This is a genomic window from Chloroflexus sp. MS-G, from assembly GCF_000735195.1.
Lineage (GTDB): Bacteria > Chloroflexota > Chloroflexia > Chloroflexales > Chloroflexaceae > Chloroflexus.
Genome location: NZ_JPIM01000021.1, coordinates 16,046 through 37,026, shown reverse-complemented (window position 1 = coordinate 37,026; position 20,981 = coordinate 16,046). Strand labels below are relative to the sequence as shown.

Below are 20,981 nucleotides of genomic sequence, written 5' to 3'. Positions count from 1 at the left end.
CTCCTTTTGCTAACCTTTTTCGCGACGATGGTAGAACGCTTGCACACTTGCCCTTATTGTACACGACTTTGTTTACGTTGCCGCGAAGGTTCTTCTTCAACCCACACTCGTGGTGGTTGGTCAGGCCCATACCAGACCAGCAATTGACCATGCGGGATACCGTCGGCGTCGTTGATAATTTCCAGGAACGGATAGCGTTGGGTTGGACGACGCATTGTTTCGACATCGAAAACAATATCAGTCCAGGTACCGGTATTAATATATACACGGTTGTGATCGAGCTTAATAACGCGCGCCAGATGCGTATGCCCACAGACAAAAAGTCGATCGGCACGGTACGATGGTTGCTGGGCCAGCAGAGCCATCTCCCGTGCTATTTCATCGTTGAATGCTGACACTTCACGACTGGCCTGGCGACGTGCTTCATCGCGTACCTGGTCAACAACTTCTGGTAGATTATCGACGGCTTCAGCCACAGCACCAAATTGACGGGCAATTGCCTGATGTCGGGCAACACGCTGGCGACGAAACGTTGCAATCGGTTGCCAAAGTACCTTCAGTGGTGAGTTCCTGAGCCATTCATCTGGTTCACTGGAGAGATGATGAGGTGGCGCCCACGCAGTTACTTGCAAGAAGCCAACAATACCACGGGTAACAAAACGACGTGCATCCGGGTCACGCAATCGTTGTAAGCTCATCAAGTACCAAAAGAAAGCCGAAGACGGCTTAATGTTGTCGATCAGCGGCGCTAGTGGAAAGCGATCCTCTTCGAGTTCGTTGATCACCTCTTTGACAAGCTGCGTCCCACGCACCACTTCAAACGGCTCACTGATACTGGCAAAGTTGATGAAGCGATTCCACCGATCAAATTGGTTGCCATGGACGATATACACGCCGCCACCGTGATAGCTGATGCCAAAACGCAAGCGATGATCGTCAGTTGCAAGATTAAGTGCCTCACGTAAGACCGCTTTCGCCGTTGGATAGTGCAGTTCAAAATCGTGATTGCCGATCAGGATGGTTAATTGGTTACCTTCCTGCTGCACAAAGCGGCGTAATGCGTCGATTACGCCAGCATGAGCGGCGATGATAGCCTGTAAGCGACGCGCTGCTGCACGCGGTGTCCATTCATCATCGGCGACATCGGGCAAACTGACCTGCAAAAATTCAAAGGTGTCACCGGCTAGGATTAATTCGGTCGGTTCACGACTGACATAGTGATCGAGAAACGCGATCAACGCTTCATCGTCGCAAAAATCGTCTTTACGATCGCCAGCACCCAGATGCAAATCGCTGATAACAATGCGACGTCGACGGACATCGATTGACTCAGGACCTATCGGAGGGGTCGTATATGGCGTGGGTCGAATTTGTACGCGACGGATGCGCAAGACAATCCAGCGCAGTAGAAGTAACAAGGTGATCGCGACCGCCAATCGCAATAGCAAACGCAGGATCCAACTGACAACCTTCATAAGAATGTTGACACTAGCGTTAAATCGTTGCTTCGATTGGCGAACGTTGGAACGACGAAGCATGAATAGGTCCTGTTTCGTGTAGTCAAGGAGTTGTGTTCCGTCACATTTCCTGATTTTTCTGACCAACAACCAGTAGCATCGAGCGTGTTGGCGGAATAGCCATCGTCAAGGCAAAAAAGAGTGCTTTTGCTAACACCCGATGAGGTGTCCGCAACAGCCGACCTGCTTCAAGACCCACTCGTTCCCATGGCGCCTCGAATCGTTTGGTCAGGATCCGAAACCCTGCCCGTTCGATCAGCCAGGTCAATTCGGCCATTGTATAGGTACGACTGTGGGTTGTGTAGCGCGCCTCGCCTTCTAGCAACATCTGGTGACGAAACTCTTCAGGTGTACTCAGGCTCTGCCAGAGCAGCATTCGGAGAATGGCACGCGCTCGACTTTTCAAATAGAGTTCATTCGGTGTGGTCACGAGCAACCGACCGCCTGGACGCAACACACGATAAAACTCGCGCAAGATCGGCAATGGTGAATAGACCATGTGCTCGATCACCTCTGAGAAGACGACCCAATCAAAGCTAGCATCGGGGTAAGGCAGTGGCTCACGTTCGAGATGTACCTGGCGTACCTCTACCCCCAATCGATCCCAGAGGGCTTTGCGGGTGAATGGATCAAGATCAGCTCCGCTGACCTGAAAACCGGCGCCGACGAGGAGTTCGGTAAATTGACCCGGCGTGACGCCAACTTCAAGGACGCGAGCACCATTGGCTGGCCCCATCGCTTGCAGCATTGCCGCGAAACGGTAGCGGTGTAATCGAAAATAGGCTTCTTTCCCATCTGCCCGCGCACTCTGTTCAACGCGGGCAAATAATGCGCTCTGGTCAACTTTTGTCATTGTTTGTTCGTCAATCATAGTGACAGTCGCTCGCTCAAGCGATCCCGCGTCGTATAGTATCATACTCACCAAAGAAGAGCGAGTCGTCGGGGTATCCGCGGTCATGTTTAAGGAGTAGTCAATGTCTTCAACTCCTTCACCTTCAACTCGAGTACGGCACGAGCTTAGCCGTCTGTTCTTGCGCTGGCTAATCTACTCACTCGCAATCTTTGCTGCGGTCTGGATTGTGCCGGGCATAGAGTTCAGCGGGCCGGGGTGGCAAATTGGGATCGTTGCTCTCCTCTTTGGCTTTCTCAATGCCTTGTTGCGCCCATTACTCTACCTGCTCACCTGTCCGCTGGTCATCTTGACACTCGGTCTGTTTGGGCTGATTATCAATGCCCTGCTACTGGGCTTGACTTCTGCGCTGGCCGATCAATTGGGGATTGCGTTCGTGGTGAATGGGTTCTGGCCGGCTTTCTTCGGTGGACTGGTCATCTCGCTGGTCAGCACGACGCTGCAATACCTTGCCGGTGATGTTCAGGTTCGGATCGTGGTTGAGCGTCGGCCTCGTGAATAAATGTCTAACCTGGAGCAGTTCGAGCGGTAACGTATTGTTCCTCAAACCTTCACCTTCGCCCCTCAACCCAAAGTAAGAGGGAAGAGGGGCAAATGGTACGGTACAAACGCAGCCGTCGCTATCAGATTCGCTCGCGGGCACGATGCAGACGGATCGTGCGCGTTAGCAAGGTTGCGCCAAGCAGCAGCACACCAAGGAATGGAATTCCGGCACTCGTGTTTGGTAACGGTGCTGTTCCACCGGTCTGACCACCTACCACCACCACAGTTGCTGATGGCGTAGCAGTAGCGGTCGCTGAAGAACCACTACCCAACACCACAGAGGACGTTGCCGTAGCAGTAGCAACAGGTGAAAGAGTCAGTGTAGCCGTGACAGGCACAGCCGTCGTCGTGAAGGTTGGACTGACGACCGGTGCAAGGGTTGCGGTCGCGGTCGCAGCCTGCTGCTCTCCCACCACCAGCACCGTACTGATGTTCGAGAAAACCGGTCGATTCAGCTCACGATAGGTCGCCTGGGCCTGCACCACCAGCAAGGTACCGGTTGCCACATTCGGACGGATGCGGGTCGCAATATTGATTTCAATCCGCTCACCAGGCGCCAGATCGGGCGCGACGTAGGTAACCGTCTGGCCATTGATGGTCGGATCGGAACCACGACTCGCACTTGCACTCAGAATGCGCAGGTTAGAAGGCATCACACTACGTACATTCACGGCACTTACTGTCTGAGCCGGATGAGTATTTCCCAGCACGATGGTAAAGACAATGTCTTGATCGGCATAGGCGCTCCCCCAATCACTTGTCAGCCGCAAGAGCAGATCACTCTCCCCGAAGACAGCCGGTGCTGGTGGCTCGGTTGGAGTCGGCGAAGCCTCCGGCGTCGGAGTTCTAGTCGGTGACGCTGGAGGTCGAGGTCGTGGTGTCGCTGTTGGCCGAGGCGCAACTGTCACCACCAGCGTTGGCAGCGGTGGCTCCGTTGGTAAGACGACCGGTGGTTCGGTCGGAGCTGGTAGCGGCGCAGTTGGAGGCGGTGGCGGTTCAGGCGGGCGTGGTTGAGGCGGCGATGTCGGTCGTGGTGTAGATGGTACAGGTGAAGCAACCGGAGTATTAGTTGCTACTGGCGTAACGGTCGTTATAGGTGTTACCGTCACTACTATTGGTGTGACCGGGGTTGGAGTATCAGTTTCAACCTGGGTCGGAGTATTCGTAATCTGCGCGGTAGGAGGAACACTCCCCAACACCCGCACTGTAACTACATTAGAGACCCCAACTTGCTGGCTCCCCTGTTCCAGTACAGCCTGATTAGGAATATTAGATCCTTCGCTAGCAGACGGTCGTACCCGCACTTGCAGAGTTACCGAAGCGGGATTAAACCTGCTTACAGTTAGCGTACAGACAACTGTTTGACCGGTAGAACAGCTACCACCAAACGCCGAAGCACTCAAAAGCTCCAGATTAGAATCCAGTACATCGCGCAAGGTGAGGGTGATTGGAGTATCACTCTGGGTTGTAACCGACAGACTATAGCTGAATTCTTGACCAATACTCACCGTTGTGAGTGAGGCAACTTTCGTAACCCGAGTCGCGCCCGGTGTCGGCGAGGGAGTAAACGTTGGAATCGGCGTTGTTGTAACCGGTGTAGGGGTGACAGCCGTCGGTGTGACCGGTGTCGGTGTAACTGGCGTCGGCGTATCAGCCGTCGGTGTGACCGGCGTCGGCGTATCAGCCGTCGGCGTGACCGGTGTCGGCGTAACTGGGGTCGCTGTCCCAGATGTCGGCGTATTTGTCGGTGCCGGTGTAAATGTGGGCGGACGCTGTTCTAGCTCAATCGTTGGCCCAGTAGCTTCCATCAACCCCTGCGCAGGCGCAATTGGCGGTTGAATCCAGTTCAGTCCTTCTACAACGAGTGGAACAACAATCATCAAAATACTTACTGCAATCGCCATCAGCTCCCAGATCGTCCAGGGTGCTGGCCCACGGCCTCGACCGGAAGGAAACTGAGCTGAAGGTGAAGATTTTGGCGGCATACAGACCCCTCGCCTCAACTGCGCGGACGCGAATCGATCAGATCGGCGATGACGATCAGGCGCTGCGTATCCCAGTTGGTACAGGTAATCAGCGTAAGCACAGGCGTTGGTGTCGGATCCATCACTTCAACCTGTGTAGGCCAGACATTGCGCATGTCGCGCACACGATAGCGATATGACCAGCCACCCGTCTCTAGAAATATCTCATCACCGATCTTGAGTGCTGGAAGATCACGAAATACCGCGCCACGTAATCCGGCATGACCGGACAACACGGTATTGCCGGTATGACCAGGCAGAGCTGTGCCATGATGGTAGCCAGCAGCATATTCTGCGACCTGCCAGGCACCATCTACGACAAAAACCTCATACACTGGTGTATCGAGTTGAATAGCCGGAATACGTAGCCGTTGCGGTCGCGGATCTGTTTTGGGGAGAGGTTGAATATGCGTTTGCGGCGCAAGATAATCGGCTGGCTCAACCACCAATTCGGGTGCGGTAAAGGGCAATGCCGGGAGATGCGGAGCTGCTGCTGGCGGTGAAACCGGTGTCGGTATAACGACCGGTGTGGTGACAACTATACCCGATGGTGAGGCAGACCCCCACCATGCCCGCCACCAATCACGTCCGTAGCCATCGATCAGCCAGTAGGCAAAAACGATGATCATTGCGCCGAAGAGGGTTAGCTCGGCGATGAACAAGACGCGATCAACCCAGGTACGCACTAGAAAACCTTGCAGTGCATCTCGGCGATACGCGGCGTGCGAGCGCAGCTGTATCGGACGGAGTGGATCGCGTCGGGCTGGGAGATCGTGTAGAAGTAATTGTTGCAGCAATTCGTGATCGCCGGTAGGTGGTACCGGTGTCGGTGACGACCGTCGACTTGAAGCACGGTGCTGCGGAAAAGTGGTCATTGCTTTGCTGTTTCTGAAGCCTGTACCGGCAAGCCAATTGCAAGAATTATACACGACGATACAACCCTCTGCAATAGTCTGACCGATAGAATGAGCTACAAACGAAGTTCTCCTACTGCCAGGTGTAAAATGAAGTGGGATAGTAAAAAAGACAACACTAATGCGCTTGTCGTGATATGAACAACTCTAAATCAGTGCCGCATAGAGACGTTCGACACCGACGGCAAAGGTTGTCGGTTCAGTCAGTGCCGATAGCATAATATGACAACCGGGAACCTCGCCATAGAAGTAGCCTGGATGCACAAACACGCCCCGTTCGAGGAGATAGAGCACCAGTCGCTCTTCATCAGCCCACCCATCAATAGCCGGAAAGAGATAATACCCACCGGCGGGTGGTCGAGCATGAATGCGTGGATGATCGGCAAATCGTTGCAGAGCCAGGGTCAGATTGGCCCGTACTCGATCAACCATCATACGCACAAAGGTTTCACCCTGCGCAAACAAGGTTGGTAAGAGATGCTGACTTAAGGCATTAGCGCCTAACAAAGTATCGTTCAACAATTCAAGACGTGGGGCAAAGACTCGTGCCGGTCGGTTGAGAACGATCCAGCCCAATTTGAGATCAGGTAAAGCAAAGAGTTTTGAGATACCGTTCAAGGTAAACAGCGGCAGATCAGGATGCAGAGCAGCCAACGGCGGTGTGTCCGATACCGCATACGTAAACGGGGCAAACACCTCATCACAGATGACCGGTATACCCAATAAATCAAGGGTTGCCAGTGGAGCATCTACAATTGCTCCGGTAGGATTATGCGGCGAGACAATGATAATCGCCCGTGTGCGTTCATCGACTGCACGGCGTAGCGACCGGGCATTAATCCGCCAGTTTCGTTCTTCATCAAGCTGGTAAAAACGTAGTTCAAGGTTACGCAGTGCTGCGAGGTATTCAAAGAGCGGGTAGGTAACGTTTGGCACGAGCAGATTATCACCGGGATCGGCCAGCAGAGCGAAAAGCAAACTATAAGCTTCACTCGTACTGGCCGTCAGAAATACGTCGTCAGGCTGAAGCACGAGCGGCGGCGAACGACGTGCGTAGTATTCAACCACTGCCGTGCGTGCTGCCAGATCACCGTGCGGATCCGGATGATAGCAACGTGTAGACCAGTAGGAAGCAGCGGCAGCAGCCAGAATTTCGGCAGGAAAGATCAGACCCTGCGTCGTCGGATTACTGCTGGTCAGATCGATCAAATCACCCTGTGCCGCCCGTGCATCTCGCGCTAATGTCAACCGGTTTGGCGTCAAGTCAAGCTGTGAGAAGACACCAGGCATCGCTTACCGACCATTAAGCGAAGTAGTGAGATGACGCCAGAACGCATCACGCTCACCCGGAATGAATGGCATATACAGGGCTACGCGATCCAACAATCCCTCATAGCGTTCACGCAACGCTGCCGGTAAATCGGCGGGATCGGCTTCCACGGCAAACGTTGCCACCATCGTATCATCGATCAGGTTGCTCATCTCGGCCCAACGCTGCTGAGCGGCTAACCGTGACAACTCTTCACCCAATTCGCCCCAACCATGGCATTCCAGCACAGCGCGATAGGTTGGCGTGGAAGCGTAGAACGCAATTTGTTGCCGGACGAATGCACGCATTCGTTCACGTTCTTTTGTGTCGTGACCGGTAATGACCAATGCACTACCGGCAATCACACAGGCTGATGGTTCTCTACCGGCTGCTGCGGCACCAGCAGCAATGTGCGGTCGCAGCACTTCCCGCAAGTAGCGGGCACTACTCAGCGGGTGAGCATGAAAACCATCGCAAACCTCACCGGCCAAATGGGCAAGACCGGTATTGACACCGGCAATATAGATCGGAATCTCAGGGTGCGCGATAGGACCAGGGCTGAAGAACGGTGTCATTAAGGTATGCTGGTAATATTGACCACGGTAATCGAGTTTCTCGCCGGTCTGCCAGCAGCGCCAGATGGCCCGTAAAGCGCCGATATAATCACGGAGTCGTCCGACCGGTGAGTCCCACACACTACTAAACCGACGCTCGATATGCGCCTTCACCTGAGTACCCAGCCCCAGGATAAAACGTCCACCACTGAAACCGGCCAAATCCCACGCAATCTGGGCAGTGACCATTGGGCTACGCGGAAATGCAATGGCTACCGCTGTGCCGATGGTCAGATGATGCGTATGCTCGGCAGCAATGGTTAAAGCCAGAAACGGGTTATGGGCTGTCTCTGGCGCCCATAACGCGGCAAAGCCGATGTCTTCAGCACTCCGCGCTACAACAGCAGCACTGGGTAGCGGATTAGCGTTAACCTGAAACGCAGCGTCAAGAAGGAGCATGCACGCTCTCCAATCTTCGGCACAGCAGGCAATCAATCTCAGCCTTTGTGCAACAAGATTATCATCGAACTTTACAGGAACTCTACACCTTATACCACACTACTTCATCGTCTCTGAGAAGAGATGAACAGCAAGCTACTGTCGGTGGATACATGCCCAGGCTCTCAACATCAGGGGCGGAGCCGGGAGAGCAGGGCCGTCAACCGGTCATAATCATCTTTCAACAGACGGGCCAGCTCGCGCCCCACACGTATCAGATAGGTTGGGCCATCACGTCGCGCCATCGCGATAGTTCGTACCGCTGCCGTAAGCAACTCATCGGTTGGCAACCCAGACGTCAGCAAGAGGGTGCGCAGAAAATCCAGATGTTCACCAAATGTAACCAATTCTTCGTCGCTACAGGCATAGACCGAATAATGTACCGGCGGCGGTTGTGGTGGCAACCGCTGCATCAAGCGACCATTGTGCCGATAACCAACCGTCAACGCAGCAAATTCCGTCTGGAGCACCTCACCAAGATCGGGATGCGCACGATAAATCTCGTCGTCGTAGAGCAGCCGACCCGTGTATGTCCGACCGCGCACCACTGCCCGTCCACCTGGTTCACGGCTGCCGGTGTGGATATTGTACACCAGACCGTAGACTACCAACGATTGATCGGTCGTTGTTGCCCGTACCAACGCGCCGAATGGTGGTGATTCGAGTACCTTATACGAAGCAGCAACGAAATGGGTAGTCGAAGATTCGAGTACCTCGCCTATCCGACCGTTCTGCGCTCCTGAAGTCATACGCTACCCTTGCACGAACTGTTTACTCTCACGCTTTGCCGAGAAACCAGGAGATAGTTCGGCCTGACGCAATGCACCAGCAACCATTTGTTCAAAGACACGCCGTTCAGGACTCCGAATCACCGCCTGTTCGTGCGCCCGTTGCAATGCCACCGGATAGCCCTGCCCACGTGCCGCCTGATCATACACTAGTGCGTGAACGTGGTCAACCAACTGCGGGTTCGTCGCTACCCACGCCGGCATCTCGACCCGTGCCAGTTCACGGCCAATACGGAGAAAGAAAAAGTGAATCTGGTGATGTTCATACCCTTCAATGCTGATCCGACTGAACGAGCGAAATAGAGGGCCACGCTGACCTTCTTGTAAACGTGGTGCGAAGAGATCGGCATCAATCAGATTTTGACAGATCATACACGATGGGATTTTACCACGCTTGGCATCGCTACATTGCATACAATTCGCACCACGCTGGCCATCAACATTCACATCAGGACAGAGCATGAGCCGCACTAATCCCATCACTTCCGGCGAACGAGTCCGACTAATGTATGAAGCAACCGGGATTCCGTACTGCTGCATCTGCTCCAGATAGGCCAGGTATTGGCGCAAATAGTGATCACGGATCGGCGGTTCGGCATTTGCCAGTGCCCAACGGATCAGGGTACCATCTTGCAATGCCAGCCGGGGAATAGTAAGCCGAGCAAGGTATTGTCCGGCTAAACGACCCAGGGCAACCCCTTCCTCGATGTCACGCCGTATACTCAGCAAGGCCCCCTCAATCGGGATGCGCTGTGTCTCATTGGCAATGTACAGATCCGCTTCCGTGAAATAGAGCTGGGGTGACGATTCGAGGTACGCTTCCGGCTGATCACCATACCGGATGTAGACTTGACCGATGTTGATCAGATAGCAATTGACCTCACCGTGTCGATCAACATCAATATGCGAGCCATCGGTCGCGACAACTGCATAGTCGGTAGGTATATCACCAAGATCGCGAACAGTATTTAGCGGTTCAATCGGCTCGGCCAACAGCCAGTGCGCAGAATCTTTACTTAACTCAACAGCTTTTGCCCAATATTGCTCACGACCGGTTTCATCCAGATAACGTTGGCGAAGCTGCGCAAGCTGCTCATCGCGTTGACGAACGGTAAGCGCCACTTGCTGGCTCATGGTGCGAATCTGTTCACTCAATGCAGCGAGATTCAGGCTCATATTCACCCCTTCGCTCATCCGTTCGTGTCGTTGAGTATAGACGATCTCATACGGTTCGTCAATCTGCTCGTACATACGGTGCCTGTGCTGCACTGTGCGCCTGGTCCTCTTCACCTTCTCCCCAGCCTCTTTCCACTCCCACGGCGGGCGAGAAAGGAGTATCTCGCCCAACCGAAAACCGGAAACTTTGAAAGCCCTATCAATGGTATGATAAGCCAATACACGCAAGAGGCGGATTAGTCCGCTTTAGAACAGCACACGGCGGAAGTTTCAGCTATGCAGATTCAGTCATATCAGGCAGCACTCGATTACATCTACAGCTTTATCGATCCTACCCGCCAGGGATCACCCGATCCGGCTATTGCAGCTCGTGCCCTGGCGCGGATCACGGCATTGCTGGCCGATGCCGGTAATCCCCACCAACATCTGGCCGCCGTCGTCGTAGCCGGTACAAAGGGGAAAGGTAGCACCTGCGCCTTGATCGAAGCAATGGCTCGCGCTGCTGGCTTGCGGGTTGGTCTATGGACTTCACCCCATCTCAGTTCATACCGCGAACGAATCCAGATTGACCGCGAGCCAATCTCTCAGGCAACGCTGATCGATCTGGTCAATGAAGTTCGACCGGTTGTAGAGGCGTTTGATGCCACTACGTATGGACGGCCCAGCACCTTCGACGTTGGCTTTGTGATCGCGATGCGCCATTTTGCGGCAGCACGGGTTGATCTGGCAGTGGTTGAAGTGGGGTTAGGTGGTCGTTACGACGCTGCCGCTACCATAACACCTCTCGTTTCGGTAATCTCGTCAATTAGTTTCGACCATATGGCTATTCTGGGGCCAACCCTGCACGATATTGCGTTCAACAAGGCCGGCATTATGCGCACAGGAGTACCAGCAATCACCGTACCACAACACCCTGATGCAGCCGCAGTGTTTGCTGCTGAAGCACAGACGGTGAATGCGCCGCTCTGGTTGGCTGCCGAGCATGCTGTTGAACCCTGGATCGCGACTGGTCAGCCGCTAGCTTACCCGGCGGCTCCCCAACCGGGTCGTTTGCGTGGCGCTTTCCAGCGCGAGAACGCCCGGCTGGCAATGGGCACTGCGCTGCTGCTACGGCAGCAGGGGCTGGCGATTGATGATCAGGCAATACGGCGCGGCCTGGCTGAAGCCTGGTGGCCTGGACGCTTCGAGTTGATCGCAGGGCCACCACGGATTCTCATCGATGGCGCGCACAACGGCGATTCGGCGCAGAAGCTGTGGCAGGCAATTACCGAAGAACTGCCACACCGCCGATTTATTCTGGTGCTTGGTACTTCCCGCGACAAAGACATTACCGCCATCGCGGCTGCATTGGTCCCCCATGCATCACACGTGATCATTACGCGATCAAGTCATCCTAAAGCAATGGACCTTGACCGCATTGCTGCTGAGGTGGCGCCGTTTTCCTCGGCACCGATCCAGATTGTTCCAGTTGTGGCTGAGGCATTGGCCAAAGCCCAGGAGCTGGCAACAGCAGATGATCTGATTTGCGTTACCGGTTCACTGTTCGTCGCAGGCGCGGCCCGCGAGGCGTTGGGTTTAGCGGTAGCCGATTAACCGGAAAAACAATGTCGTATTCGGAGACTGGCTCATCGTTGTCAGCCTATGATGAAGCGCTGGTATACGAACGCAAACCAACGCGCCAAAAGGCGCGAGCAGCTAGCAAGAGCAGACCGGCCATCATTGGCGCTAATAGCAGATACAATGGATCGAGCAACCCAATGAGTGCAGCAGCCGGAAACGTGGTCAGAAAGGCGATGGGAATGATAAAGGTCAACACTAGACGAATCCACCAGTTGTAAGCCGTCACCGGGAAACGACCGGTTTCATAGATGATGGTAAGGAGTTCGGCGATATTTTCAACCTGTACTAACCAGAATGCACTTGTCACCAGCAGCATCCAGATCGCATATGCCATGACGACACCGCAGATGAGCAAAAAGAGAAAGGAGATCATCTGGAGTGGTGTTGGCCAGAACTGGCCCATCCAAATACCGTAGCCGATCAGGCCAAACCCGACCAGAATATCAGGAAATACAAACAGATTGATCTGGCGTAACGAAGCCATGAACTGGCTGTCAACCGGCTTGACCAGTACAAAATCGAGCGTTCCTTTCTGGATGTGCTCAACAATTCTGGTAATGTTTGGCCGCATGATACCGTCAAGCAACCCTTCAAAGATGCGGAACAAACCCACAACTAACAGTGCCTGCGGGAAGGTCCAACCACCGAGGGTACCGGTAAATTGAAAGAAGACCAGGATTCCAAGCACACCCCAAAGGAGCCAGACAATGCTCTGAACGAGCGCAGTCACGAAGTTGACCCGATACTCAAGGGTAATCTGCAAACTATTGTGAACAAAAAGAGCAAGCAGACGAAGATAACGGAGCATAAGGGAACTCCTGCCATCCTGATAGAAAGAGAGTGATGAAGCAGGTACCATTGAAGAGGGATGTTCAGACACGCAGCTAGCGCTCACAAATTTCGCTCACGAAACTAGGCGGGGCAGGTGTTGCGAACCCGCCCCTGCCACCGATGCCCCCATTCTATTACTGCTGACAACCGAGTTACACTCGCTCAAAGCGAGCAAATTGCGGTGCCAGTGCCGGAGGTAATCGCCCAACAATATGAGCGCCCTCACTCCCAAACTCTTCGACCTCAATCACACCGCGCTGCCGCCAGAGTGCAACCAGATCGTTCCGCTGATATGGAATATATGCATCGACCCGCACCATATGCCGGGCCAGCGTTTCCACGATTCGTTCACCTAACGTCTGCAATCCCCATCCTCGTGCCGCCGAAACTGCGACAATATCTTTAGGCAACCCCATTTCGGCCGCGATCTGACCGACATCCTCAGCGGTTGCCCCTTCGAGCAGGTCAATCTTATTGAGGACGGTCAGAGTCGGCTTATCGGCAACACCTAACTCGCGCAGCGTTTGCTCGACCGTTTGCGCGTGCTCTTGTGCATTACGATGGGTAACATCGACGACATGCAGCAGTACATCAGCTTCCTCAATCTCTTCCAGGGTTGCCCGAAACGCAGCGATAAGCTGTGGTGGCAATTTCTGAATAAAACCGACTGTATCGGTCATAAGTGCGATGATGTTACCGGGCAACAGTACCTGCCGTGTCGTCGGATCAAGGGTTGCAAACAGCTTATCTTCGGCAAGCACGTCAGCGCCGGTCATCGCATTGAGCAACGTGCTCTTACCGGCATTGGTATAACCGACAAGCGCGATCACCGGCATACCAGCCTGCCGTCGGCGCTGACGGTACAGCTCGCGGTGTCGGTGAACGTCGGCCAGTTGTTCTTTCAGCCATGCAATGCGGCGCTCGATCAACCGACGGTCAATTTCAAGCTGCGTCTCACCAGGTCCACGCAAGCCTACCACGCCACCGGCAGCCGTCCCACCCGTACCGGCCTGTCGTTCGAGGTGTGTCCATTGACGGCGCAAACGAGGCAGCAGGTACTGGTACTGCGCCAGTTCAACCTGGAGCCTTCCCTCGTGAGTACGTGCGTGGCGCGCAAAAATGTCGAGGATCAGACCTGTCCGATCAATGACCTGAGTCTGTAGCTCCTCTTCGAGATTGCGCGTCTGCGCTGGACTCAGTTCCTCATCGAACACAATAAGGTCGGCTTGCGTTTGCTCACACAATGCCGCGACCTCTTTCACCTTACCGGGGCCAATAAAGAACTTTGGTTGTGGCTCTGACAGGCGCTGAAAGATGCGACCTACCACCTCAAGCTCCGCTGTTTTGGCGAGCAGCTCTAGCTCATCAAGAGAGTCTTCGACTGGCCATGGACTGCGTAGGCTGGCAATCTCCGCACCTACCAGCAAGGCGCGTCGGCGTGGTGACGTCGTAGGGTACAGGCGTTTTCCGTCGTGAGTTCGCAAGGCGTTAATGTGTGTCTCCTTTGACTGAATATTCAATCGTCTCATCATTATCTGGATTATAGCACTGTTCGTTCATCACCTTCAAGGCCTGAGATCATGTCTGCAAGACAACCAGATTGATAGGTTCATGTTTATTATACTGCACTGTGCAATAGGTATCCTGGCCTGCAAATAGACAATTCACGACCTTTTAACGTTCTTTGTCAATCTGGAGGTAAAAAATCCCGTGGTGAGAAGCAGAAGAAGATCGATTGAGGCGTAGCGGCGCTGTGCCTGTAATCCCGGTTGCACCGTGAGACGAGTTTTCGGATCGGCTCTCAACGATCACAATGTGTCTAGTCGCTGCAAAAGCTCCTGCGCCTGGCGGACAATTTCCTGACGTTCTGTGGGTGTCAAGCGTTGCAAACCCAGCACTGCTGGCCCCAGTCGTGGATTAGCCCGCAGTGTCGTTTCGTGTACGATAAGAAAATGCCAGTAGAGTGTGTTGAATGGGCAGGCACGTGGCCCAACCCGTGCTTTTCGGTCGTAAAAACATCCGCGACAGTAATCGCTCATTTTGTCGATATAAGCTGCACTAGCAATGTACGGCTTGGTTGCAGTCCGTCCACCGTCGGCATGTAAGCCCATCCCGATCACGTTGGGGCTTACCACCCATTCGTAAGCATCGACATAGCTCTCGAGAAACCAGTCGTTCACCGCACGCGGTTGGATGCCTGCCAGAAGCGCAAAATTGCACAAGATCATTAACCGCTCAATATGGTGACAGTAGCCATTTCGTAAGACCCGACGAATAACGCAGCTCATGCAACGCATGCGCGTCTCACCAGTCCAGTACCACGTTGGTAACGGACGCTCGGCCTGCCAGGCATTGGCCGCCAACAATGCCGGCATCAATTCCCAATAGCGGTAGTAGATATATTCACGCCAGCCAATAATCTGGCGCACAAAACCCTCGACCGAAGATAGCGGGGCCAGACCCCTGTGATAAGCGTTCACCGCCGCAGATGCTGTTTCCAAGGGATCGAGCAACCCAATGTTCAGCACAGGCGAGAGCTGCGAGTGAAACAAGATGTCGTGGTCGGCACTCATGGCATCCTCGAAGGGGCCAAAGTCTGCCAGTCGATGCGCGATAAAATCTCCGAGCGCAGCCAATGCCTGTGCCCGTGTCACCGGTAGATCAAAGGTGTCTGCTGAACCGATTGCATCAGGGCAACGATGAGCCAGATCAGCGATAACCTGTCGAGTGATTTCATCGGCGGGAAAACGCAATGGAGAGGGGACCGGGCGACCATCGTAACGACGCCGATTCTCACGATCAAGATTCCAGACGCCACCAGTCGGCTCACCGTCTGGCTCAATCAGTAAACCAGTTTGCCGACGCATTGCCCGATAAAATGGCTCCATAAATGCCGGTGAGCGTGATGGTGGATAGCGTTCAACCAGGAAGAGCGTATTGGGGAGGATCGTCACGGCAATACCCAATTCGGCAGCCAGATTCTGCTGAAATTGACGGGTGTTGTATTCGGCTGCCGCCATACAAACCAAATGGCGTACACCGAATTGGGCAACGTGATCGCGCAGACCTTGCAAAAAATCTGCTGCTGAACGTATATCAACCTCATAACCAGCCGCACGCAGCTCGGCGGCGAAATGACGCATCGCGCTGACGATTAACACCAGCTTTCGCCGATGGTAGCGACGCTGATTGAGACGGGCCAATGATTCGATCAAAACAACCCGTCGCCCTGGGATGAGACCGGGATGGCGGGTACTAAGCTGATCACCAAGAATCCAGACCGACTCTTGGGGATAACTTGTATCAGTAACAGGCATACAGCTATTCTCGAAGACTATGCTACAGACAGGAATGAGCAAAAGAAACTTATCGTGCGTTGTGAGCCTATCTGAGCCACTTCCATCGTATGGGCACGGCAGTGCCGTGCTCTTTTACACGCTCCTGATTGATAGAATTGAAAGACGACGAAACTTTCGCGTCACAGCCACCAGCGCAAAGCAGTTCTTGCTTTCCTGTTGAAGCAATTTTGCTACCGAAGAGCAACGGGCCGGAAAACACACCGTCTCCTAACGCGCACGTTACTGACGGAAGAGGCGATCAAGGGCTGCATTCCAGGCTTTCATCCGTTCTGGATCACCGCCAACATCAGGATGGTGGAGGCGGGCCATTGCCTTGCGGATCGCATTTACTTCGTCTTCACTGATCTGACCGGCCAGTGAACTGATGTCAATCACCGCCTTGGAACGCTGTTCTTCGTGGAGTGAGGCTTCGAGGCGTTGGGCGCGAGCACGCCACATATCCCGTTCGTGACAAAGAATCGTATTTTCGCGCATTGTCTCGGTAAGAGTTTCAACCATTTTGGCATGGGCACGCTGAGCTTCCTGCGCAGCCGCCAGAGCTTTTTCCAACTGGCGACGCAACGACCGGATCAGAGCGTGGGCGTCATTCAGTTCACGACGCAACAACTCTAGCTCACGTTGGGCACAGGTATTACTGGTTGGCGTTAACTCATCCGAGGTTAACACACAAAACTCCTCACACCGTTAATCACTGTACTCAGTATAATGCAAATCCAACTAACAGTCGATAGTAGTTCTATTATAGCGCATAAAAAGCGGTATGGGTCACCGGGCATTACCCGATGACCCGTACTGATGTGGCAACGGCCACTTTCTGGTGGCCGTAGGGGGATTATGGGGAGCAACAGTGAGGATTGGGAGGATACACGTCGGGCGATGTCTGTTGCTCCATCGCTCGACCTGTGAAAAGTATAGCAAGCTTAGTCACAATCGTCTATCCGCCTTAAGACCGATTCTGAGTCAGTATAGCATCAATGGCAGCCACCACCGAAAGCCATGCCGTACTAGAGGGAGTCGTTAGCTCAAAGTGTCCACAAGCAGGGAGAATAGCAAGGTGCGCCGGATCACCGACCTGGCAGGCTGTGGCGACAAAATCAGCTACGTATGCTGCCGGTACGATAGGGTCTTCGTGACCGACCAGATGGCGATGCGGTACACCGAGTGGCAAGAGTGCACGGGGTGAGGCCTCTTGATAACGTGCTTCGTCGTTGCCAACAAGTTCGGCACAGGCAGAACCACAGGCCGTTTTGGTTACACCCTGAACCAGATCGGCTACAGCAGCCAGGGCCACCACACCGTGAATTGGCAACGGGTTCGGTGTATAGATCTGACTGGTGATAGGGAGCCTGGAGCGAGCGGCCAGCCAGAGGGCTAACTGCCCACCTGCCGAATGCCCGACTACAATGACACGGTTCAGATCGAGCATATAGGGCTGCGCCAGATCGCGCAACCGATCTACACCGGCAGCAACGTCCAGAAACGTATGCGGCCAACCGCCACCGTTACCGAGCCGACGATACTCAAGACTCCACACGGTGTACCCACGTGCCCGTAGATCAACACAACACGCGCTCAGCGGGGTGAGATCATAGGCAGCCTGCCAGCAACCGCCGTGGATCATCACCACCACTGGCGTCGGTTGTGTAGTATCAGCAAGATAGAGATCACCAAACTGCCAGACTTGATCACCGTAGGGAATACGCTCGTCAGGATCTATCACTGGTTGAGCCAGATAATCATTTACCGTCAGCATGACGTTTCAGCTTCGGCCCAGGCCAGATAATCGGCCAGTGGGCCATTGAAATAGACATGCACCACCTGGTTAAAGGTAATCCGACTTACGGCGTCCCATACTTCTTCTGGATCGGTACTATACGCGACCAGCATCGCCCGCTCTGGACGCTCTTCATCTTCACCGGGAGGGATGACCAGCGCCAGCCACTGCCCTGGGTACCGTTGTTCAATCAGCGCGACCGGCTCTACCCGACCACGTTCAACCATACCGGTATAGGGGCACCCACAACCACAATCTGGCCCGCAACTGCTATGGTCACCCGTCCCACAACTCGGTGTGGTGCCACCATGCGTAGCACTGGTAAGCTGAATCACCACCGGCATAAGCGTCATTTCCTCTCTGAACACCTAGCCCAACCCCGCTGATCACGGGCCAATCCGTTCCATTCCGCCCATATACGGGCGCAACACTTCAGGAATGAGAATACTCCCGTCTTCCTGCTGATAATTCTCCATAATCGCAATAATGGTGCGGGGTAAGCCTAAACCTGAGCCGTTCAAGGTATGGAGAAACTCTGGCTTCGCTCCGGGTTCTGGGCGATAGCGAAGATTCGCGCGGCGGGCCTGAAATGCTTCAACGTTCGAGCACGAACTGACCTCCAGCCATTCGCCAACCCCCGGCGCCCACACTTCAATATCGTAGGTTTTTGCCGAACCAAAACCGAGATCACCCGTACAGAGCAGCTTGGTGCGGAACGGCAAGCCTAAGCGTCGGGCACACTCTTCGGCATCGCGACGCAGCTTCTCGAGCGCCTGATAGCTCTGATCAGGTGTCACAAACATATACATTTCAACTTTATCAAACTGATGTCCACGTTTAATGCCACGCACATCACGTCCGGCACTGAGCTGTTCTTTGCGAAAACAGGGTGTATACGCGACGTGATAGATCGGCAACTGACTCGCTTCGAGAATCTCATCGGCGTACAGGCTGGTAAGTGGCACTTCAGCCGTTGGAACCAACCACAGGCCCGACTCTTCATCGCGATAGAGATTATCACGAAACTTTGGCAACTGACCAGAGGCCCACAACACCGACTCCTTGACCACAAAGGGCGTATAGACCTCTTGATAGCCCTGCTCCAGGTGGAGATCGATCAACCACTGAATGACGGCACGCTGGAGACGGGCACCAGCCCCTCGCATGACGTAGAATCGTGAACCGGCCAGCTTCACGCCTCGCTCAAAGTCGAGAATACCTAACGCTTCCCCTAGCTCCCAATGTGGACGAGCGGGAAATGGTAATTGACGCGCTTCACCCTCTTGATACACCACCACATTATCGCGTTCATCCACGCCATCGGGCACGTCAGGATGAGGCAAATTACGAATTTCAAGCATGATCGTGCGTTGCCGCTCTTCCAATTCGGCCAATTGGTGATCGAGCGCCGCAATCTCATCACCCAACCGCCGCATTGCCTCGATCTTTGCTTGCCGCTCGACCGGATCTTTCATCGCGCCAATCTGCTTCGAGACCGTATTCCGTTCAGCTTTACGAGTTTCAACCTCGTAAATGAAACGTCGGCGCTGCTCATCAAGTGCCAATACCTGATCGATGATGGCTCCATCGACCCCACAACGAGCCAATCGGCGCTTCACTTCATCGGGTTGCTCACGAATTAGTTTGATGTCAAGCATAGGCTTAGCCAGGGTTCAATATGCCGTGCGACGATGGCACGGACGATCGTGTAAGCTGCATTATACCACGGTGCATCAGACAGCACCGATCCGGCTGTACCGCCAATCTACCGGTTGACCATTGGCGTAAGGCATCACACCGTGAAACGGACGAGGGTCATTATCAAAGACGAGCGGCAAAAACAGCCGATCACCAGGCCAGAGGGGTAAATCCATTACGCGCTGGAGCGGCACCCATTCGAGTGTACCTTCCTCATTTCGGGGCGGAGGTTCTCCGGCAAAACTGGTGATCAAAAAGATAAAAGCGAACCAATCTTCACCATTTTTGCCAAAACCCGGCCAACTGATCGTCCCACGCAATGTCATTTCGAGCGCCGTAATACCCGCCTCTTCATACAACTCACGTTGAATACCGGCTACGACCTCTTCATTCCGTTCGAGTTTACCACCTAATCCATTATATTTCCCTAGGTGTTGATCGCCAGCGCGCGCATTACGATGTACCATCAACACTGATTGTCGATCAGAAGACAAAACGTAACCAAGTGTAGCCAGAATTGGTGTGTAAGGCATAGAAACCTCATTATTTACCATGACGTAAATAAACCATGCTCACCACGACGTACCTCAGCAATACGGCGTACACTCCCGGCCTCAACCCCCACCGGCAACTGATCGGGATGAAAGAAACGTGCATCACAAATCTCAAGATCACCAACTGGTGGTAGTGCTGAGCCATCGGCCACCGCCGTAAACACAATAATATAATCGCTCAGGCCATGCGCCAGGTAGTGAAACACCCCATGCAAACCTGTAATTGTCACCGGGCAACCACTCTCCTCCAACACTTCACGACGGGCCGCATCAGCCGGCGCCTCTCCTCTATCAATTGCACCGCCAGGTAACCCCCATGGAGCTGCCCCACCCCGATGATGCACCAATAGAAACTCATCGCCACGTCGTACCACAACCCGAACACCAATAGCGCGGGGACGAAACACACGCCATGCGACAAAGCGCAACATGATAAAACAGCGATAGATCAGGGTCAGCCCCAATTCTCGCATGAGTGTGTTCCCTCTTATCACATCAGTGCCCTCGTTCCATACCGGAAGAGGGCACTAACCATTGGACATTATAGTTGCATTCTCGCGACTCAGACGATTTCACCAGAAGAGAAAATCTGAAGAGCGTTCTACCGGTAATCATCTCGGCTGGTGGTCTCTGTAGGGCGTTTTTACCGTAGACGCACCCTGATACAACGTATGATAGCACGCTTGAAACAACTGGGCAAACCAGCACGTCAATATCAAACAGTAACCAGAGTTTTTCAGCGACCGCATAATAACGGTTGTTAAACCAGCCGCACTAGAGTCACCGATGAACGCAGCGTAACGCCAGGCCCCGTACCGGACAGAGAATATCGAAACAGGAAGCTCTCGATTCTGCGCTCGTTTCGCTTTCCCTCCCCGTGCTCCGCTCTTCTGTTTTCTCCAGCATGTGTTA

The 20,981-nt window shown here is 53.9% G+C and carries 19 protein-coding genes; 2 read left to right on the top strand and 17 right to left on the bottom strand.

Features of this window, described 5'->3' with window-relative positions; translation table 11 throughout:
• Positions 1 to 53 precede the first annotated feature (53 nt).
• Both JE47_RS0105805 and JE47_RS0105800 read right to left on the bottom strand, forming a co-directional pair.
• Positions 54 to 1,538 (bottom strand): UDP-2,3-diacylglucosamine diphosphatase, encoded by a 1,485-nt coding sequence (locus tag JE47_RS0105805; protein ID WP_031458848.1) that lies wholly within the window; start codon positions 1,536 to 1,538, stop codon positions 54 to 56.
• Positions 1,539 to 1,578: 40 nt separating this feature from the next.
• Positions 1,579 to 2,388, bottom strand: a complete 810-nt coding sequence (locus JE47_RS0105800) for a class I SAM-dependent methyltransferase (RefSeq protein ID WP_081909995.1) — start codon at positions 2,386 to 2,388, stop codon at positions 1,579 to 1,581.
• A gap of 103 nt (positions 2,389 to 2,491) precedes the next feature.
• On the opposite strand from JE47_RS0105800, the gene JE47_RS0105795 reads away from it, so the two are divergent.
• The gene (locus tag JE47_RS0105795; protein WP_031458846.1) at positions 2,492 to 2,929 is read left to right on the top strand and encodes a phage holin family protein; all 438 of its coding nucleotides are present in this window, start codon (positions 2,492 to 2,494) and stop codon (positions 2,927 to 2,929) included.
• A gap of 121 nt (positions 2,930 to 3,050) precedes the next feature.
• Here the strand turns inward: JE47_RS0105795 and JE47_RS0105790 are convergent, their stop codons facing one another.
• The 6 genes from JE47_RS0105790 to JE47_RS0105765 all read right to left on the bottom strand — a co-directional run bounded on the left by JE47_RS0105790 (position 3,051) and on the right by JE47_RS0105765 (position 10,308).
• Positions 3,051 to 4,955, bottom strand: a complete 1,905-nt coding sequence (locus tag JE47_RS0105790) for a DUF11 domain-containing protein (protein ID WP_031458845.1) — start codon at positions 4,953 to 4,955, stop codon at positions 3,051 to 3,053.
• A 14-nt stretch (positions 4,956 to 4,969) separates the two neighbouring features.
• A complete protein-coding gene (locus JE47_RS0105785) occupies positions 4,970 to 5,869 on the bottom strand; it encodes a sortase (protein WP_031458844.1) in 900 nt (299 codons plus the stop codon).
• Positions 5,870 to 6,055: 186 nt separating this feature from the next.
• Positions 6,056 to 7,198, bottom strand: a complete 1,143-nt coding sequence (locus JE47_RS0105780; protein WP_031458843.1) for a pyridoxal phosphate-dependent aminotransferase — start codon at positions 7,196 to 7,198, stop codon at positions 6,056 to 6,058.
• A gap of 3 nt (positions 7,199 to 7,201) precedes the next feature.
• Positions 7,202 to 8,230: an LLM class F420-dependent oxidoreductase gene (locus tag JE47_RS0105775; protein WP_031458842.1), complete on the bottom strand. Its 1,029-nt coding sequence runs from the start codon at positions 8,228 to 8,230 to the stop codon at positions 7,202 to 7,204.
• A gap of 170 nt (positions 8,231 to 8,400) precedes the next feature.
• Positions 8,401 to 9,018, bottom strand: a complete 618-nt coding sequence (locus JE47_RS0105770; protein WP_031458841.1) for an HAS-barrel domain-containing protein — start codon at positions 9,016 to 9,018, stop codon at positions 8,401 to 8,403.
• A gap of 3 nt (positions 9,019 to 9,021) precedes the next feature.
• Complete coding sequence (locus JE47_RS0105765) at positions 9,022 to 10,308, bottom strand: DNA double-strand break repair nuclease NurA (protein ID WP_236631146.1); 1,287 nt, start codon at positions 10,306 to 10,308, stop codon at positions 9,022 to 9,024.
• Positions 10,309 to 10,509: 201 nt separating this feature from the next.
• On the opposite strand from JE47_RS0105765, the gene JE47_RS0105760 reads away from it, so the two are divergent.
• Entirely contained in the window at positions 10,510 to 11,826 is a 1,317-nt protein-coding gene (locus JE47_RS0105760) for a bifunctional folylpolyglutamate synthase/dihydrofolate synthase (RefSeq protein ID WP_031458839.1), read from the top strand.
• Positions 11,827 to 11,872: 46 nt separating this feature from the next.
• On the opposite strand, the gene JE47_RS0105755 is transcribed toward JE47_RS0105760, so the two are convergent.
• From JE47_RS0105755 to JE47_RS0105715, 9 genes are all read right to left on the bottom strand, one after another.
• Positions 11,873 to 12,661 carry an ABC transporter permease gene (locus JE47_RS0105755; RefSeq protein ID WP_031458838.1) on the bottom strand — a complete coding sequence of 263 codons (789 nt, stop codon included), beginning with the start codon at positions 12,659 to 12,661 and terminating at the stop codon, positions 11,873 to 11,875.
• Positions 12,662 to 12,836: 175 nt separating this feature from the next.
• On the bottom strand, positions 12,837 to 14,168 hold the full coding sequence (gene hflX / locus JE47_RS0105750) for a GTPase HflX (protein ID WP_031458837.1): 1,332 nt from the start codon (positions 14,166 to 14,168) through the stop codon (positions 12,837 to 12,839).
• Between the two features lie 324 nt (positions 14,169 to 14,492).
• Entirely contained in the window at positions 14,493 to 16,001 is a 1,509-nt protein-coding gene (locus JE47_RS0105745) for a cryptochrome/photolyase family protein (protein ID WP_031458836.1), read from the bottom strand.
• A gap of 261 nt (positions 16,002 to 16,262) precedes the next feature.
• Positions 16,263 to 16,709: a hypothetical protein gene (locus JE47_RS0105740; protein ID WP_031458835.1), complete on the bottom strand. Its 447-nt coding sequence runs from the start codon at positions 16,707 to 16,709 to the stop codon at positions 16,263 to 16,265.
• 277 nt (positions 16,710 to 16,986) lie between these two features.
• Positions 16,987 to 17,796 carry an alpha/beta hydrolase family protein gene (locus JE47_RS0105735; protein ID WP_051871074.1) on the bottom strand — a complete coding sequence of 270 codons (810 nt, stop codon included), beginning with the start codon at positions 17,794 to 17,796 and terminating at the stop codon, positions 16,987 to 16,989.
• Positions 17,790 to 18,161, bottom strand: coding sequence for a hypothetical protein (locus JE47_RS0105730; protein ID WP_031458833.1), 372 nt, complete (start codon positions 18,159 to 18,161; stop codon positions 17,790 to 17,792). The genes JE47_RS0105735 and JE47_RS0105730 overlap by 7 nt, the downstream gene beginning before the upstream one ends.
• A 42-nt stretch (positions 18,162 to 18,203) precedes the next feature.
• A complete protein-coding gene (serS, locus tag JE47_RS0105725; RefSeq protein ID WP_031458832.1) occupies positions 18,204 to 19,475 on the bottom strand; it encodes a serine--tRNA ligase in 1,272 nt (423 codons plus the stop codon).
• Between the two features lie 75 nt (positions 19,476 to 19,550).
• Positions 19,551 to 20,048: an NUDIX hydrolase gene (locus JE47_RS0105720; protein ID WP_031458831.1), complete on the bottom strand. Its 498-nt coding sequence runs from the start codon at positions 20,046 to 20,048 to the stop codon at positions 19,551 to 19,553.
• Between the two features lie 14 nt (positions 20,049 to 20,062).
• Positions 20,063 to 20,542: an NUDIX hydrolase gene (locus JE47_RS0105715; protein ID WP_031458830.1), complete on the bottom strand. Its 480-nt coding sequence runs from the start codon at positions 20,540 to 20,542 to the stop codon at positions 20,063 to 20,065.
• Positions 20,543 to 20,981: the final 439 nt, after the last annotated feature.

Coding starts and splice junctions, on each gene's coding strand:
- JE47_RS0105805 (WP_031458848.1), bottom strand. CDS start 1,538: ATGCTTCGTCGTTCCAACGTTCGCCAATCGAAGCAACGATTTAACGCT.
- JE47_RS0105800 (WP_081909995.1), bottom strand. CDS start 2,388: ATGATTGACGAACAAACAATGACAAAAGTTGACCAGAGCGCATTATTT.
- JE47_RS0105795 (WP_031458846.1), top strand. CDS start 2,492: ATGTCTTCAACTCCTTCACCTTCAACTCGAGTACGGCACGAGCTTAGC.
- JE47_RS0105790 (WP_031458845.1), bottom strand. CDS start 4,955: ATGCCGCCAAAATCTTCACCTTCAGCTCAGTTTCCTTCCGGTCGAGGC.
- JE47_RS0105785 (WP_031458844.1), bottom strand. CDS start 5,869: ATGACCACTTTTCCGCAGCACCGTGCTTCAAGTCGACGGTCGTCACCG.
- JE47_RS0105780 (WP_031458843.1), bottom strand. CDS start 7,198: ATGCCTGGTGTCTTCTCACAGCTTGACTTGACGCCAAACCGGTTGACA.
- JE47_RS0105775 (WP_031458842.1), bottom strand. CDS start 8,230: ATGCTCCTTCTTGACGCTGCGTTTCAGGTTAACGCTAATCCGCTACCC.
- JE47_RS0105770 (WP_031458841.1), bottom strand. CDS start 9,018: ATGACTTCAGGAGCGCAGAACGGTCGGATAGGCGAGGTACTCGAATCT.
- JE47_RS0105765 (WP_236631146.1), bottom strand. CDS start 10,308: ATGTACGAGCAGATTGACGAACCGTATGAGATCGTCTATACTCAACGA.
- JE47_RS0105760 (WP_031458839.1), top strand. CDS start 10,510: ATGCAGATTCAGTCATATCAGGCAGCACTCGATTACATCTACAGCTTT.
- JE47_RS0105755 (WP_031458838.1), bottom strand. CDS start 12,661: ATGCTCCGTTATCTTCGTCTGCTTGCTCTTTTTGTTCACAATAGTTTG.
- JE47_RS0105745 (WP_031458836.1), bottom strand. CDS start 16,001: ATGCCTGTTACTGATACAAGTTATCCCCAAGAGTCGGTCTGGATTCTT.
- JE47_RS0105735 (WP_051871074.1), bottom strand. CDS start 17,796: ATGCTGACGGTAAATGATTATCTGGCTCAACCAGTGATAGATCCTGAC.
- JE47_RS0105730 (WP_031458833.1), bottom strand. CDS start 18,161: ATGCCGGTGGTGATTCAGCTTACCAGTGCTACGCATGGTGGCACCACA.
- serS (WP_031458832.1), bottom strand. CDS start 19,475: ATGCTTGACATCAAACTAATTCGTGAGCAACCCGATGAAGTGAAGCGC.
- JE47_RS0105720 (WP_031458831.1), bottom strand. CDS start 20,048: ATGCCTTACACACCAATTCTGGCTACACTTGGTTACGTTTTGTCTTCT.
- JE47_RS0105715 (WP_031458830.1), bottom strand. CDS start 20,542: ATGCGAGAATTGGGGCTGACCCTGATCTATCGCTGTTTTATCATGTTG.